Annotated in this window: 14 protein-coding genes; 8 read left to right on the top strand and 6 right to left on the bottom strand. The window is 66.7% G+C overall.

The genetic code is table 11. From position 1 onward, the window contains the following. Window positions 1-6: 6 nt before the first annotated feature. The 3 genes from AC07O4_RS09440 to AC07O4_RS09430 form a co-directional block, all read right to left on the bottom strand. The gene (locus AC07O4_RS09440) at window positions 7-1,203 is read right to left on the bottom strand and encodes a metallophosphoesterase (protein ID WP_495304362.1); all 1,197 of its coding nucleotides are present in this window, start codon (window positions 1,201-1,203) and stop codon (window positions 7-9) included. 184 nt (window positions 1,204-1,387) lie between these two features. Then, window positions 1,388-1,900, bottom strand: a complete 513-nt coding sequence (locus AC07O4_RS09435; protein ID WP_492742954.1) for a hypothetical protein — start codon at window positions 1,898-1,900, stop codon at window positions 1,388-1,390. Window positions 1,901-2,012: 112 nt separating this feature from the next. Next, window positions 2,013-2,510 carry a hypothetical protein gene (locus AC07O4_RS09430; RefSeq protein ID WP_495304361.1) on the bottom strand — a complete coding sequence of 166 codons (498 nt, stop codon included), beginning with the start codon at window positions 2,508-2,510 and terminating at the stop codon, window positions 2,013-2,015. A gap of 435 nt (window positions 2,511-2,945) precedes the next feature. Between AC07O4_RS09430 and AC07O4_RS09425 the strand changes: the two genes are divergently transcribed. Next, window positions 2,946-4,109 carry an ABC transporter substrate-binding protein gene (locus tag AC07O4_RS09425; protein ID WP_495304360.1) on the top strand — a complete coding sequence of 388 codons (1,164 nt, stop codon included), beginning with the start codon at window positions 2,946-2,948 and terminating at the stop codon, window positions 4,107-4,109. Between the two features lie 85 nt (window positions 4,110-4,194). Here AC07O4_RS09425 and gyrB read toward each other — a convergent pair whose 3' ends face one another. From gyrB to dnaA, 3 genes are all read right to left on the bottom strand, one after another. After that, window positions 4,195-6,816, bottom strand: coding sequence for a DNA topoisomerase (ATP-hydrolyzing) subunit B (gene gyrB, locus AC07O4_RS09420; RefSeq protein WP_159279089.1), 2,622 nt, complete (start codon window positions 6,814-6,816; stop codon window positions 4,195-4,197). A gap of 134 nt (window positions 6,817-6,950) precedes the next feature. Further along, on the bottom strand, window positions 6,951-8,057 hold the full coding sequence (gene dnaN, locus AC07O4_RS09415) for a DNA polymerase III subunit beta (protein WP_056574900.1): 1,107 nt from the start codon (window positions 8,055-8,057) through the stop codon (window positions 6,951-6,953). Window positions 8,058-8,146: 89 nt separating this feature from the next. Next, window positions 8,147-9,526, bottom strand: a complete 1,380-nt coding sequence (dnaA, locus tag AC07O4_RS09410) for a chromosomal replication initiator protein DnaA (protein WP_062480418.1) — start codon at window positions 9,524-9,526, stop codon at window positions 8,147-8,149. Window positions 9,527-9,834: 308 nt separating this feature from the next. Between dnaA and rpmH the strand changes: the two genes are divergently transcribed. The 7 genes from rpmH (at window position 9,835) to AC07O4_RS09375 (ending at window position 15,534) form a co-directional block, all read left to right on the top strand. Beyond that, window positions 9,835-9,969: a 50S ribosomal protein L34 gene (gene rpmH, locus AC07O4_RS09405; RefSeq protein ID WP_007834827.1), complete on the top strand. Its 135-nt coding sequence runs from the start codon at window positions 9,835-9,837 to the stop codon at window positions 9,967-9,969. 101 nt (window positions 9,970-10,070) lie between these two features. Further along, window positions 10,071-10,493, top strand: coding sequence for a ribonuclease P protein component (locus AC07O4_RS09400; protein ID WP_495304359.1), 423 nt, complete (start codon window positions 10,071-10,073; stop codon window positions 10,491-10,493). Next, window positions 10,490-10,777 carry a membrane protein insertion efficiency factor YidD gene (gene yidD, locus AC07O4_RS09395; protein WP_056574909.1) on the top strand — a complete coding sequence of 96 codons (288 nt, stop codon included), beginning with the start codon at window positions 10,490-10,492 and terminating at the stop codon, window positions 10,775-10,777. Before AC07O4_RS09400 ends, yidD begins: the two co-directional genes overlap by 4 nt. Beyond that, window positions 10,774-12,456, top strand: a complete 1,683-nt coding sequence (gene yidC / locus AC07O4_RS09390) for a membrane protein insertase YidC (RefSeq protein ID WP_095948401.1) — start codon at window positions 10,774-10,776, stop codon at window positions 12,454-12,456. The genes yidD and yidC overlap by 4 nt, the downstream gene beginning before the upstream one ends. Window positions 12,457-12,530: 74 nt before the next feature. Then, a complete protein-coding gene (gene mnmE, locus AC07O4_RS09385; RefSeq protein WP_307695323.1) occupies window positions 12,531-13,943 on the top strand; it encodes a tRNA uridine-5-carboxymethylaminomethyl(34) synthesis GTPase MnmE in 1,413 nt (470 codons plus the stop codon). Window positions 13,944-14,044: 101 nt separating this feature from the next. Then, a complete protein-coding gene (locus AC07O4_RS09380) occupies window positions 14,045-14,506 on the top strand; it encodes a Crp/Fnr family transcriptional regulator (RefSeq protein ID WP_070063366.1) in 462 nt (153 codons plus the stop codon). Window positions 14,507-14,592: 86 nt separating this feature from the next. Next, the gene (locus AC07O4_RS09375; RefSeq protein ID WP_495304358.1) at window positions 14,593-15,534 is read left to right on the top strand and encodes a zinc ribbon domain-containing protein; all 942 of its coding nucleotides are present in this window, start codon (window positions 14,593-14,595) and stop codon (window positions 15,532-15,534) included. The last annotated feature ends 11 nt before the right edge of the window (window positions 15,535-15,545 follow it).

The raw sequence follows: 15,545 nt of genomic DNA, 5'->3' as shown, positions 1-15,545 counted from the left end.
TGCGTTTCAGGGTTGCGCCGGGACCAGCGTCACCAGCGTGATTTCCGACGGCGCGCCGAAACGCTTCGGCGGCCCCCAGTAGCCGGTGCCCCGGCTCACGTAGATCCACATGTCGTGCAGCCGGTGCAGGCCGGCCGTGAACGGCTGCTGCATCGGCACGAACAGATTCCACGGAAAGAACTGGCCGCCGTGCGTATGGCCCGACAGCTGCAGCTGGTAGCCGGCCGCGGCCGCCACCGGCGCGCTGCGCGGCTGGTGCGCCAGCAGCACGCGCGTGTGCACCAGCGGCGGTGCGTCGTACAGCGCCAGGTGCGGGTCGCTCGCGTGCGCGGCGTCGAAGTGGCCGGCGGTGAAGTCGGTCACGCCGGCCAGCACCAGCGCGCTCTCGAACAGCTCTTCGTCGGTCTGCGCGCCGCGCACGTTGCGCGTCTGCAGCACCACGTGTTCATTGAGTAGCACCTTCAGGCCGAGGCGGCGCAGCTCGTCGATCCAGGCGTGCGCGCCCGCGTAGTACTCGTGGTTGCCCGTGACCACGAAAGTGCCGTGGCGCGCGCGCAGACCCGCCAGCGGCGCGATGTGATCGCGCAGCTCGGGCACGCTGCCGTCGACCAGGTCGCCGGTGATCGCGATGGCGTCGGCGCCGAGCCGGTTCACCGCGTCGACGATGCGCTGGATGTAGCCGTTGCGGATCGTCGGGCCCACGTGGATGTCGCTGAGCTGGGCGATCGTGAAGCCGGCCAGCGCCGCGGGCAGGCCGCGAATCGGCACATCGACCTGCTTCACGCCGGCCGTGCGGCGCGCGTTGACGAAGCCGATCAGCGACACGCCCGTGGCCAGCGCCAGCACCGACAGCGCGCTCCAGGGCGTCACCCGGTCCCAGGGCACCTGCAGGCCGCCGATAGCGCTGGCCAGCCAGGCCAGCAGCAGGCCGAGGTCGCGCACCAGCGTGAGCACGAACAGCGAGGAGAACCAGCCCATGCTGATCAGGCCGATCCAGTGCAGCGTCTCGCCCGCCGGCTTCGCCTTGCGGTCGGCGCGGTGGCTGCGCGACACGAAGGGCAGCGGCATCGTGACCGCCGATACCGCCAGCAGCACGAGCGCGAGCGGCCACGCAGGCGTGAGCGACGCCAGCGCAGGCAGCAGGCGCAGCGCGATGTAGACGTGCAGCAGCGCGGTCAGGACGCTCAGGGGACGGATCGGCATGAGGACTGGGGGAACGCGGGCATCGCCCGGGACACGTCATCTGCAAGGCGCATGCCGCGCATTCAAGGCGTCGAAAGCTGCCAGGGTCGCTATTTTTTCTATAGCGCAGGGCAACCGGATAGCGGGCGTTGGGGCGTCGCGGGCGTGACGTTTCGGTGTCGGCTGCGGCGCGGCGGCGCCGTGCTTACCGCACCGCGCGCGTGCCGGCCGACGCCATGTCGGTGCCCGCCGGCCATTCGAAGAGCGCCTTGGCCGGCGCACCGGGCGACACCAGCAGCGTTTGCTTCAGCGTCTGGCCGCCGATGCGAGCCTCCACTTCATAGCGGCCGGGCTCGAGCCGCGCCACCATGAACGGACCGCCCGAGACCACGTTGTCGAGCAGCGCCGTGCCGTGGCTGTCGCGCACGGTGACGTGGACGCCGGCCGCGAAGTCGGCGCGGCGGCCGTCCTTGATCGCGAATTCGAAGCTCGCGGGCCAGCGCGGCGACACGGTTTCCATCAGTTGCGCCTCGTCCTGGCCGATGCCGCCGCTCATGTATTCGACGCCGTGCGCCATGTGGATGGGCGGGTTCATCGCGGCCTGGGCCGGCTGCGCCGAGAGCGCGCCGCCGAGCAGCACCAGCAAGGCGGCGCCAGCCGCCGCGGCCACAGGCCGGGCGTGCGAGAACAGAAACAGGGGATTGGTGGTGAGAGACATCGGAGCCTTCCTTTCCGGGCGGTGGTGGCGACACGCCACGCAGGAAGGCACTGTGCCGGGCACGACTTAAGGAAGACTTAACTGCGCGCGGGCCGCAGCGGCCCGCGTCGGGTCAGCGCGCGGCGGTTTGTGCCAGCGCCTGGGGCAGCGGTGGCGCGACCGAGGCCATGTCGAAGTTCGACGGCCAGACGAACGAGGCGCGCGCCGGAATGCCCGCGATCACGACCAGTTGCTGCGTGAGCGTGAGCCCGCCCAGCGTCACGTCGACGTCATAGGCGCCCGGTTCGAGCCGCGCGAGCATGTAAGGCGCCTGGGTCTGCACTTGCATCACCGTCTGGCCTGTGTACTTCTGGCGCACCTGGATCGAGGCCTTGGCCGGGAAGCCGGCCTGCTGCGCGCCCTTGCCGTCGTTCACGCGCAAGTCGATGGCGGCGGCCCAGCGCGGCGCCACCATTTCCATGAAGGCAGCCTCGCCCTTGGCGGCACCGCCGCACATGTATTCGATGCCCTGCGCGACCTGGATCGGCGGGTTCGAGAACGCATGGGCCGGCGACACGGCCACGAGGAAGGCCGCGGCGACCGATGCGGCGCCCAGAACCAGTGCAGCCACGGGCTGTTGGAAACGCTTGGGGTTCATTGCTCTGTGTGTCCTCGATCTTGCGTGACAGGAAATCCGTCAGGAATTTTGCTTAGCAAGAGTCGGGCTAGATATAGCGTTTACGAGGAAGCTTCTGCGTTGCGCAGGTGAATGCTATTGTTTTCATAGCTGGTGACGACCGTGTGACGGGCGTCAGTTCCACTTTTCGGGTGTCTTTCATCGGAAACCCTGAGACGGGGCTCGCGGACGCGCTGCGAGCGAGCGCGTTTCGGTCCGTCGCCAGCCCCGCGGCCTGTGCTGAATTAGCAACAAAAGACGGAATTGGTGCGCAATTGACTGGGCATTCCCTAGCTATTGGAGGGCGCGCAAAGAAATTAGGCTCGGCGCTTCCTTTCAAAGCGCGCAAACCAAATGCTTCATCCAAATCGCCGATTCATTTTTTTGCTGATGGGTTTGGGACTGGCCGCCCAGGCAAGCGCAGAGCAGCCGGTGCCGATCCGCATCGGCGTCATCGGCCCTTTCACCGGGCCGTCGGCCGACTTCGGCCTGCCCATGCTCAACGGCGTGAAGATGGCCGTCGACGAAATCAATGCCGTGGGCGGGTATCTGGGCCGCTCGCTCGAACTGGTGATCAAGGACGACCAGGCCAATCCGGACACCGGCCGCTCGCAATCCCAGGCCCTCGTCAATGAAAAAGTGGTCGCGACCATCGGCTTCTGCAACACCGGCGTGGCGATGAATTCATTGGCCGTTTTCAATGACGCGAAATTGCCGCTGATCGTGCCCTGCGCCACCGGATCGCCATTGACTTCGACCTATCCGCCGGCCACGAGCTATGTATTTCGCACCTCGCCCAAGGACAGCATCCAGGCGCCCTTCGTGGTCGACGACCTGCTGGTGCGCGGCTGGAAACGGGTCGCCGTGTTGCACGACAGCACCGGCTACGGCGAGGCGGGCGCCAAGGATGTCGAGAAGGCGCTGGCGGCCAAGCACCTCAAGCCCGTGTACGTGGGCCGCTTTCCGCTCGGCGTGAAAGACCTGACGAAAGAGTTGTCGGAGGCCAAGGCGGCCGGCGCGGACGTCATCTTCAGCTACACCGTGGGCCCCGAGAACGCCGTGATCGCGCGCAGCCGGCAGGCCATCGGCTGGAAGGTGCCGCAGGTCGGGGCCTGGACGCTGTCCTTTCCGTCCTTCATCGAGGGCGCCCGCGAAGCCTCCGAGGGCGCGCTGATGGCGCAGAGCTTCATCGCCGAGCCGAGCAACGAGCGCCGCTCGTCGTTTCTCTCCAACTACGCGCGCAAATTCAACACCAAGCGCATCCCGGTGCCGATGGCCGCCGCGCAGGCCTACGACGCCACCTACCTGCTGGCCCACGCGATGTTCAACGTGCCCAGCGGCAAGCTCGAAGGCCCGTTCATCAAGGCCGCGCTCGAGCAGCCCAAGCGGCCCTACTACGGCGTGGTCACGACCTACGACAAGTCGTTCTCGGAAAACGACAAGGACGCGCTGTCGCCCAACATGCTGGTGATGGGCGTGGTGCGCAACGGGCAGATCAGCTTCGCGTACCCGGAGGACGCCAAGCGCAACCTGTTCGTGCAGCGCAAGCAGTAGGAGGAGTCAAAAAAAAGGGGGCGCTTGCAGGCGCCCCCTTGGTGAACCGCGCGACACCGCCGGTGCCGCGCCATCGATCGATCGATCAGACGTCGATGTTCGCCGCGCGCAGCGCGTTCTGCTCGATGAACTCGCGGCGTGGTTCCACCTCGTCGCCCATCAGCATCGTGAACACGCGGTCGGCCTCGATCGCGTCGTCGATCTGCACGCGCAGCAGGCGACGCACGGTCGGGTCCATGGTGGTTTCCCACAGCTGCTCGGGGTTCATCTCGCCCAGGCCCTTGTAGCGCTGGCGCGAGGTGGCGCGTTCGGCTTCACCGATCAGCCACTTCATGGCCTGGCGGAAGTCGTCGACCTTTTCTTCCTTGGCGCGTTCGCCTTCGCCGCGCTTGACCAGCGCGCCTTCGGCGCTCAGCAGGCCGCGGAAGGTGTTGGCGGCCTGGGCCAGCGCGTCGTAGTCGGCGCCGTGCACGAAGTCCTGCGAGATCACGCTGGACTTGATGTTGCCGTGGTGGCGGCGGCTGATGCGCAGCAGCGGCTTGTCGGTGCGGGCGTCGAACTCGCTGCTCACCTCGGCCGGCACGCCGGTCGTGTTGAGTTCGCGCAGCTTGGCCTGCAGCGCCACGGCCGAGGCCTCGGCGGCGGCCGGCGTGTCGAGGTCGAGCGCCACGCCGTCGGCGATGGCGCGCAGGGCTTCGGCGTCCATGAAGTTGCGCAGGCGCGCAATCACGGCCTCGGCCACCTGGTGCTTGCGCGCCAGCTCGGCCAGGGTGTCGCCCGACAGCGTGGTCGAGGCGGCGCCGCCGGTCTCGATGCTCGCGTCCTTCAGTGCCACCTTGAGCAGGAAGGCGTCCAGCGCGGGGCCGTCCTTCAGGTACTGCTCTTCCTTGCCGACCTTCACCTTGTACAGCGGCGGCTGCGCGATGTAGATGTGGCCGCGCTCGACCAGCTCGGGCATCTGCCGGTAGAAGAAGGTGAGCAGCAGCGTGCGGATGTGGGCGCCGTCCACGTCGGCGTCGGTCATGATGATGATGCGGTGGTAGCGCAGCTTGGCGACGTTGAAGTCGTCCGCGCCGCCGCCCGCGGTGGTCGCGCCGGCGCGGCCGATGCCGGTGCCCAGCGCGGTGATCATCGTGAGAATTTCGTTGCTGGTGAGCAGCTTTTCGTAGCGCGCCTTCTCGACGTTCAGGATCTTGCCGCGCAGCGGCAGGATGGCTTGGAACTTCCGGTCGCGGCCCTGCTTGGCGGAGCCGCCGGCGGAGTCACCCTCCACCAGGTAGACCTCGCACAGGGCGGGGTCCTTTTCCTGGCAGTCGGCCAGCTTGCCGGGCAGGCCCATGCCGTCGAGCACGCCCTTGCGGCGCGTCATTTCGCGGGCCTTGCGGGCGGCTTCGCGGGCGCGCGCGGCCTCGACGATCTTGCCGCAGATGATCTTGGCGTCGTTCGGGCGTTCCTGCAGGTAGTCGGTGAGCAGGCGCCCGACGATGTCTTCCACCGGCGCGCGCACTTCGCTGGACACCAGCTTGTCCTTGGTCTGGCTGGAGAACTTGGGCTCGGGCACCTTCACGCTCAGCACGCAGCACAGGCCTTCGCGCATGTCGTCGCCGGTGACCTCGACCTTCGCCTTTTTCGCGAACTCGTTTTCTTCGATGTACTTGTTGATGACGCGGGTCATCGCGGCGCGCAGGCCCGTGAGGTGGGTGCCGCCGTCACGCTGCGGGATGTTGTTGGTGAAGCAGAGGACCTGCTCGTTGTAGCCGCTGTTCCACTGCATCGCCACTTCGACGCCGATGTGGGTGCCGGGGATGCCGCCGTAGGTGTCGGCCGGTTTCTCGCCCGCCGCGTAGAACGAGTTCGGGTGCAGGACGGTCTTGCCCTTGTTGATGAACTCCACGAAGCCGCGCACGCCGCCGGCGCCGGAGAAGTCGTCCTCCTTGCCGGTGCGTTCGTCGAGCAGGCGGATGCGCACGCCGTTGTTCAGGAAGCTCAGCTCGCGCAGGCGCTTGCTCAGGATTTCGTAGTGGAAATCGTTGTTTTCCTTGAAGATTTCCGTGTCGGGCAGGAAGTGCACTTCGGTGCCGCGCTTGTCGGTGTCGCCGATGACCTTCATGGGCGAGACTTCGAAGCCGTTCACGGTTTCGAGCAGGCGGTTCTGCACGAAGCCGCGGCTGAATTCGAGCTCGTGGATCTTGCCTTCGCGACGCACGATGAGGCGCAGCTTCACGCTCAGCGCGTTCACGCACGAGACGCCCACGCCGTGCAGGCCGCCCGAGACCTTGTAGCTGTTCTGGTTGAACTTGCCGCCGGCGTGCAGTTCGGTGAGCGCGATTTCAGCGGCCGAGCGCTTGGGCTCGTGCTTGTCGTCCATCTTCACGCCGGTGGGAATGCCGCGGCCGTTGTCGGTGACGGAGATCGAATTGTCGGAGTGGATCGTCACGACGATGTCGTCGCAATGGCCCGCGAGCGCTTCGTCGATGGAGTTGTCCACCACTTCGAACACGAGGTGGTGCAGGCCCGTGCCGTCGGAGGTGTCGCCGATGTACATGCCCGGGCGCTTGCGCACGGCTTCCAGACCTTCGAGGATCGTGATCGCACCTTCGCCGTAGCTGGAGTCGGCGGGGACGCCTTCGGGCGCCACGATCTGGATTTCGGGGGTATAGACCGGCTCGGTGTGCGGCACGTCGGGCTTGTTCTCTTCTGCACTCATTCGGATATTCCTCTGTCTCTCACGGGTTTCCCGTGATTTTTCGGGCTCTCAAAAGCTCAATTCGCCGCCTCTTGAAAGCGCAAACCCGCGGGGGGCCGCGGGTCGTGTGCGCAAGGCGCTGTGTTTTCCAGGGTCTAGATGCGCATCGGCATCACGACGTACTTGAAAGATGCGTTCTCGGGGATGGTTAACAAGGCCGAGCTGTTGGAGTCGGCCAGGTCCAGCTTGACCATGTCCTGGTCCATGTTCGACAGCGCGTCGATCAGGTAGGTGACGTTGAAGCCGATTTCGATGCTGTCGCCGCCGTAGTCGATGTCCAGCTCGTCCTGGGCTTCTTCCTGCTCGGCGTTGTTCGACGCGATGCGCAGCGTGCCCGGCTCGATGTTCAGGCGCACGCCCTTGAACTTCTCGCTGGTCAGGATGGCGGTGCGCTGCAGGCTGGCCAAGAGCGGCGCGCGGCCGAGCGTGACGGTGTTCTTGTGGTTCTTGGGAATCACGCGGTTGTAATCGGGGAACTTGCCCTCGACCAGCTTGGTGACGAACTCCATGCCGCCGAAGCTGAACTTGGCCTGGTTGTTCGCGAACTGCATCTCGATGGCGCCTTCGGCGTCGGACAGCAGGCGCTGCATTTCGAGCACGGTCTTGCGCGGCAGGATCACTTCCTGGCGCGGCACTTCGACGTCGAGCATGGCCGAGGAGAACGCCAGGCGGTGGCCGTCGGTGGCCACCAGGCTCAGCTGCTTGCCTTCGGCCACGAACAGGATGCCGTTCAGGTAGTAGCGGATGTCGTGCACGGCCATCGCGAACGAGACCTGCGAGAGCAGGTCTTTCAGCGTCTTTTGCGGCACGCTAAACACGGGGCCGAAATTGGCGGCTTCCTGCACCAGCGGGAAGTCTTCGGCGGGCAGCGACTGCAGCGTGAAGCGGCTCTTGCCGCCCTTGAGCACGAGCTTGCTGGCGCTCGACTCGAGGCTCACGGTCTGGTCGGCCGGCATGGTGCGCAGGATGTCGATCAGCTTGCGCGCGCCGATGGTGGTCGTGAAATTGCCCTCGTCGCCACCGAGTTCGGCGGTGGTGCGGATCTGGATCTCGAGGTCGCTGGTGGTCAGCTGCAGCTGGCCGCCGGTCTTGCGGATCAGCACATTGGCCAGGATCGGCAGGGTGTGACGCCGCTCCACGATGCCGGCCACCGACTGCAGCGCGGCAAGAACTTTGTCTTGGGTTGCCTTCAAAACGATCATGTCTTCTTCCTCTTCTCTTATCTCTTTGAATCAGCTTTCAGGACGCCATTCTCCGCTGTCGCGAGGGGCGTTCTTGATGACATTCGGCTTCAGCCTTTGAGGGTCTGTTCGAGGACGTGCAGCTGCTGGTTGAGTTCGGTGAGCTGCTGGCGCTCGCCCGAAATCTTTCGCACTGCGTGGAGCACCGTCGTGTGGTCGCGACCGCCGAACAGCTCGCCGATTTCCGGCAGGCTCTTCTGCGTGAGCTCCTTGGCTAGGTACATCGCGATCTGCCGCGGCCGTGCAATGCTGGCCGGGCGTTTCTTGCTGTACATGTCGGCGACCTTGATCTTGTAGTAGTCGGCCACCGTCTTCTGGATATTTTCGACCGAGATCTGCCGATTCTGGATCGACAGCAGGTCGCGCAGCGCCTCGCGCGCCAGGGCGATCGAGATCTCCTTCTGGTTGAAGCGCGAGTACGCCAGGATCTTGCGCAGCGCGCCTTCGAGCTCGCGCACGTTGGAGCGCACGTTCTTGGCCACGAAGAAGGCGACCTCCTCGGGCATTTCGGTGCCTTCGACGCGGGCCTTGTTGATCAGAATCGCCACGCGCATCTCGAGCTCGGGCGGCTCGATCGCCACCGTGAGGCCCGAATCGAAGCGCGACACCAGCCGCTCATGGATGTCGGCCAGCCCCTTGGGGTAGGTGTCGCTGGTCATCACGATGTGCGACTTCTTGGCCAGCAAGGCCTCGAAGGCGTTGAAGAACTCTTCCTGCGTGCGGTCCTTGTTGGCGAAGAACTGCACGTCGTCGATCAGCAGCAGATCGAGCGAGTGGTAGCGCTCCTTGAACTCATCGAAAGTCTTGCGCTGATAGGCCTTGACCACATCCGACACGAACTGCTCGGCGTGGATGTAGAGAACTTTGGAATCGGGCCGGTCGGCCAGCAGCCGGTTACCCACAGCGTGCATCAGGTGGGTCTTGCCCAGGCCGACGCCGCCGTAGATGAAAAGCGGGTTGTACAGGTGGCCCGGCATGCCGGCCACGTGCATGGCCGCGGCGCGCGCCATGCGGTTGGCCGTGCCCTCGACCAGGGTGTCGAAAGTGAGCCCCGAATTGAGCCGGTTCTTGAAGCCGGCGGCCGCTGGTTCCTCGCCCGGGCCGGCCACGTCGCGCGGCACATCCGTTTCGGCCATGATGGCCATGGGTGCAACACGGACGGGGGTTTCACGCGGAGCGAGCGCTAACTCGATGGTGACCGGCTGGCCGTACATCTTCTCGGCCATGGCCGCGATCTTGCCCGCGTACTGGGCACGGATCCAGTCGAGCTTGAAGCGGTTGGCGACGAACACCGTCATGCGCGAAAGGTCGTCGGCGACCTGCGCGGTGAGGGGCTTGATCCAGGTGTTGAACTGCTGCTCGGACAGCTCCTGCGCGAGCTGGTCGACGCAGGCCTGCCACAGGCTTTCGCCGATGCCGTCAGTCGACATGGGCGCTTGAAAAAGTGATGGAACCCTCGGGCATTTCTTGTATAGGTATTGTGGATATTCTCTGCTGGAAGGCGCCGGGCATTCTAACTTGTCAAAACCTTATCCACATGCTGCGCTGCACATGGAAAGGCCCGCAAATCCAGTCGAAGATTGTTCCGGCGGCCAATGTTTGCGATAATTGCGGGTTTCCCTGAAAAGCCTTCACAGCGTCTTTCGGGGGCCATCCGAAACTCGCTCCCCCAGCGCTCGCCGGGTTTTTGCATGCCTTCATGCGGAAACCGGCGCAAACAGGGAATCAGGAAACCATCATGAAACGCACTTACCAAGCATCCAAAGTCCGCCGCGCCCGTACCCACGGCTTTCTGGTCCGCATGAAGACCCGTGGCGGCCGCGCCGTGATCAACGCACGCCGCGCCAAGGGCCGCAAGCGCCTGGCCGTCTGACGGCACCCCACCTGCCGTTGTCAGCCGCCGACACGTCCGCGCAGGCTCCTGCAGCCTCTGCGCCTGGCCCCGCCAGCAGCGACGTCCGCGGCCCGGCTTCCTTGCAGCGGCTCAAGACCCGCGCGCAATTCCAGGCCGTCCTCGCAGGTGCCACCGTGGCGCGCACTGCCCATTTCGCATTGCACCGCTGTGCGCTCGATGTTTCCCCATCGGGCGCCGCTTCGCTGTTTCCGTCCGATGAGGTCTGGCTGGGCGCCATGGTGCCCAAGCGCTGGGCACGCCGCGCGGTGACGCGCAACGCCATCAAGCGCCAGATCTACGCCGTGAGCGCCGCGCCCGGCGTCGTGTTGCCGCGTGCCGCGCACGTGGTGCGTCTGCGCGCCGGTTTCGATCGCAAGGCGTTCGTGAGCGCCTCCTCGGACAAGCTCAAGGCCGCCGTGTGCGCCGAGCTCCAGCAATTGCTGGCGCGCGCCGGGCGTCCGCCGGCACCGGCTGTCGCCTCCCCCGCTCCTGCTTCCGCATGAAACGCCTGCTGATCGGCCTCGTGAAGGGCTACCGCCTGTTGCTGAGCCCCTGGCTCGGGCAGTCGTGCCGCTTCACGCCGACCTGCTCGGTGTATTCGATCGAGGCGCTGGAAGTGCACGGCGCGCTCAAGGGCAGTTACCTGACTCTGCACCGCATCGCGCGCTGCCAGCCCTGGTGCCAGGGCGGCCACGATCCGGTTCCACCGAAATCTCAGCGTCGCACTGACAAGTCAGGATCGCTGTTTTCGTCTCTTCTCTCCTCCGACAAGAAGTCTTCGTCATGAACGATATCCGCCGCACGATCCTGTGGGTGATTTTTGGTTTCTCGCTCGTGCTGCTGTGGGACCAATGGCAGGTCTTCAACGGCAACAAGCCGACCTTCCTGCCGTCGACCAAGCCCGCCGCCACGGCGCCGGCCACGGGCAGCGCTGCCAACAACGGCGTGCCGACCGCGGCTGCCGCAGCCGGCGGCACCGCGGGCGCCGTGCCCACGCAGGCGGCCCCGGCCGCGCCGCGCGAGCAGGTCGTGGTGACCTCCGACCTGTTCAAGGCGACGATCGACAGCGAAGGCGCCACGGTCAACCACCTCGAACTGCTCAAGTACGACGAAGCCGACCGCACCAAGCGCGTCGTGCTGTTCGAGAACGGCTCGCCCGCCACGCGCTACGTGGCGCAGACCGGCCTGCTGAACCCCGTGGCCGGCGACGCTTTCCCCAACCACCTGACGGCCATGACGCCCAAGGCCGGTCCGCGCACGATGGCCGACGGCCAGAACACGCTCGAGGTGAGCTTCGAAAGCGCCCCGGTCGGTGGCCTGAAGTACATCAAGACCTACGTGTTCAAGCGTGACGACTACGTCATCGGCGTGCGCCACGAAGTGGTCAACGTGAGCGACCAGCCGCGCGACGCGCAGCTGTACATGCAGCTGCTGCGCCACGGCACCGTGGCCGCCGGCACCATGTTCGGCACCAACACCTTCACCGGTCCGGCCGCGTACACCAACGAGAAGAAGTTCCACAAGCTCGACTTCAAGGACATCGCCAAGGGCAAGGTCGAGCCGCCGCCGCCGGCCAACGACGGCTGGATCGCGATGGTGCAGCACTACTTCGCGTCGGCCTGGCTGCTCAAGGGCGACCCGGCCAGCGAACAGCTGCGCCGCGAATTCCGCGTGAAGGACCTGGGCGACAACCTCTTCACCGTGGCCATGGTCGCCACGCTGCCGAAGATCGCCCCGGGCGCCACGCAGGTCGTGAACAGCGCGCTGTTCGCCGGCCCCGAAGAAGAAAAGAAGCTCGAAGCCATCGCCCCCGGCCTGGACCTGGTGAAGGACTACGGCATCTTCGCGATCATCTCCAAGCCGCTGTACTGGCTGCTCACGCAACTGCACGGCATCCTGGGCAACTGGGGCTGGGCGATCGTGGCGCTGGTGGTGCTGCTGAAGGCGGCCTTCTACTGGCTCAACGCCAAGGCCTACGCCAGCATGGCCAAGATGAAGGCCATCAACCCGAAGATCATGGAAATGCGCGAGCGGCTGAAGGACAAGCCGCAAGAGATGCAGCAGGAAATGATGCGGATCTACAAGACCGAAAAGGTCAATCCGATGGGCGGCTGCTTCCCCATCGTGATCCAGATCCCGGTGTTCATCGCGCTGTACTGGGTGCTGCTGTCGTCGGTCGAAATGCGCCACGCCCCGTGGATCGGCTGGATCACCGACCTGTCGGCACCCGATCCCTGGTACATCCTGCCGATCGTCATGACGGCCACCTCGCTGTTCCAGACCTGGCTCAACCCGACGCCGCCCGATCCGATGCAGGCCAAGCTGATGTGGATCATGCCGCTCGCGTTCAGCGTGATGTTCATCTTCTTCCCGGCCGGCCTGGTGCTGTACTGGATCACGAACAACGTGCTGTCGATCGCGCAGCAGTGGTTCATCAACAAGCGACTGGGCGTGCTGGGCAAGTAAGCCAGCCGGCCTCCGCCACCCGCAAAGGGCCGCATCCGCGGCCCTTTGCTTTTTGCTGAAAGAATCGCGCTGTCATGACCCTCGCCCGCACCACCGATCCCATCGTCGCCATCGCCACCGCCCCGGGGCGCGGGGCGGTCGGCATCGTTCGCGTGTCGGGCGCCCGGCTGGCGCCGCTGGTCCAGGCGCTGTGCGCCCGTGCCCTCAAGCCGCGCGAAGCCACCTACCTGCCCTTTCGCGATGCGCAGGGCGAGCCGGTCGACCACGGCCTGGCGATCCATTTCCCGACGCCGCATTCCTACACCGGCGAAGACGTGCTCGAGCTGCAGGCGCACGGCGGCCCGGTCGTGCTGCAGCTGCTGCTGTCGCGCTGCCTCGAGGCCGCGGCTGAAATCGATCCGGCCACCGGCCGCCCGCGCCTGCCCGGCCTGCGCGTGGCCGAGCCGGGCGAGTTCAGCCAGCGCGCCTTCCTCAACGGCAAGATCGACCTGGCCCAGGCCGAGGCCATCGCCGACCTGATCGACGCGAGCACCGAGGCCGCTGCGCGCAGCGCCGGGCGCTCGCTGTCGGGCGCTTTCTCGCGCGAGATCCACACGCTGCGCGACGCACTGATCCACCTGCGCATGCTGGTCGAGGCCACGCTCGACTTCCCCGAGGAAGAGATCGACTTCCTGCAGAAAGCCGACGCGACCGGCCAGCTGCAGCGGCTGCAGGCGCAACTGGCCGCCGTGCAACAGCGCGCCAAGCAAGGCGCGTTGCTGCGCGAAGGCATCAAGGTGGTGATCGCGGGCCAGCCCAACGCCGGCAAGAGCTCGCTGCTCAACGCGCTGGCCGGTGCCGAGCTGGCCATCGTGAGCGCCATCGCGGGCACCACGCGCGACGTGGTCTCGCAGACCATCCAGATCCACGGCGTGCCGCTGCATGTGGCGGACACCGCGGGCTTGCGCGACAGCACCGACGAGGTCGAGCAGATCGGCGTGGCGCGCGCCTGGGGCCAGATCGAAAGCGCCGACGCCGTGCTGTTCCTGCACGACCTGACGCGCGCCGGCCAGCCCGACTACGCCGCCGCCGACGCCGAGATCCTGGCCGGCCTGCGGCGCAAGCTGCCGGCGAGCGTGCCGGTGCTCGATGTGTGGAACAAGCAGGACGCAGCGGTTTCGGCCTCGCCGCCGTCCGAAGGCATCGCCCTGTCGGCCAAGACCGGCGCGGGCATCGAGGCGCTGCGCGACCAGCTGCTGGCCATGGCCGGCTGGCAGGCCGTGCCCGAAGGTGTCTACCTGGCGCGCGCGCGCCACGTGCAGGCGCTGGCCCGCGTCGAGACGCACCTCGCGCTGGCGGCGGCCCACCTGGCGGCGCAGGCCCAGCTGCTCGACCTGCTGGCGGAGGAGCTGCGGCTGGCGCAGAACGCGCTCAACGAGATCACCGGCGAGTTCGGCGCGGACGACCTGCTGGGGGTCATCTTTTCGCGCTTCTGTATCGGGAAATAGCGACACATGCGTGCGCTTCGCCGGTGAAAGCGTAAACAGTTGTAGCCGAACCTCGGGGGCTTCGCGGATACTTCGGATCACTTGCGGGGGTCGAGAAAAACATGTCCATCCAGAACCTGAGCCGCTCCATTGCGGAGAACTTGAGCGCCGACGCGTTCGCGCTGACCTTGAGCGTCGCGCAGTGGGACACGCTCGCGGGTTATCTGCAGCCCATCGAAACCGCGATCGGCGACGTGCTGATCTCGCAGGGCACGCACGACCGCTCGGTGTTCTTCGTCGAAAGCGGCGCCATCAGCGTGCACCGCGTCAGCAGCAAGGAGCAGATGCGCTTGGCCGTGCTGTCGCCGGGCTCGGTGGTGGGCGAAGGCTCGTTCTTCTCGCGCGAGCCGCATGCGGCCAACGTGGTGGTCACCGGCGCGGGGCGCGTGTGGCGCCTCACGGCCGTGCGGTTCTCCGAGATGTCGAACCGCCAGCCCAACATGGCGCTGGACATCGCGATGGCGCTCGGCGCCGTGATCGCCAAGCGCATGGCGCACCGCTCCAAGCGGGTGGCCGTCACCTGAGCCTTCCGGCTCGCCGCGCGCTGCCAGCCGCAGCACAACAACAAGAACAAGTCTTCGTTTCCGATCCCGAGAATTGCTGGTGAGCCATGGCTTTGATCTGCCCGGTCTGTGACGCGGACAACCGCGAGGGTGCCAATTTCTGCAGGAACTGCGGTGGCCGGCTGTCGGCCGCCGACCGCGTGCCGCCCCCGGCGCCCAGTCCTGCCGACCGCGAATGGGCCACCACCGCACCGGCCCAGTTGCGCGCGCCGACCATTCCCGCGCCGCTGTTCGATCCTTCCGAGTCGAAGCGCGCGTCGTCGCCTGCGTCCAACGGCTGGAGGCCCGAGCCGCCACCACCTCCTCCGCCGGCAACGGATGAAAAAACCGTGATCGTGGCATCGGGGCGTGGGGGTGCCGCATCATCCTTGCCTCCGTCCCCCCGAGCCGACCGGCCAAAGACGCGGATCAAGGTCAAGCGCATCAAACCGCCCGAACCGGTGCTGCGCCCGCGCGGCATCGGGCTGTGGCTGGGGTTGCTTGCGGTCGCGCTGCTGCTGGTGGTCGCGGGCTGGCTGGGCTACGGGACCGGCACCAAGGCGCCCGAGCCGGCCGTGGCACCGACTCCTGTCGTCGCGCCGGCTCCCGCTGCAACGCCAGCGGCGGTCGACGCACCGCCTGTCGCACCCGAGCCTGCGCCGCCCGTGGCCGAAGCGCCACCCGCGGAAGCGGTCGCCGAGCCCGCGGAAGCCGCCCCCAAGTCGACGCCCGTCGCGAAGCCGCGCAAGCCGGCGACACCTCCCCCACCGACGCCCCAGGCCCCGCCCGCCGCGGCGCCCGTGGCGGCTGCACCGGCCCCTGCGCCCGCGTCACCGGCCCCGCCGGCCGACCCGCAGGCCCAATGCGGCGACCGCAACTTCATCGCCAAGGCGCAATGCATGGCGGCCCAGTGCGTGAAGCCCGAGTACAGGTCGCACGCGCAGTGCGAGGCGGTGCGCCGTCAGCAGCGCATCGAAGAAGAAAAGCGCAACCCGTCGCTCTTGAACTGAGCCCGCGCCGG

The organism is Variovorax sp. GW821-FHT09D04, from assembly GCF_059416405.1.
This window is presented reverse-complemented; position numbering and strand designations above follow the sequence as displayed.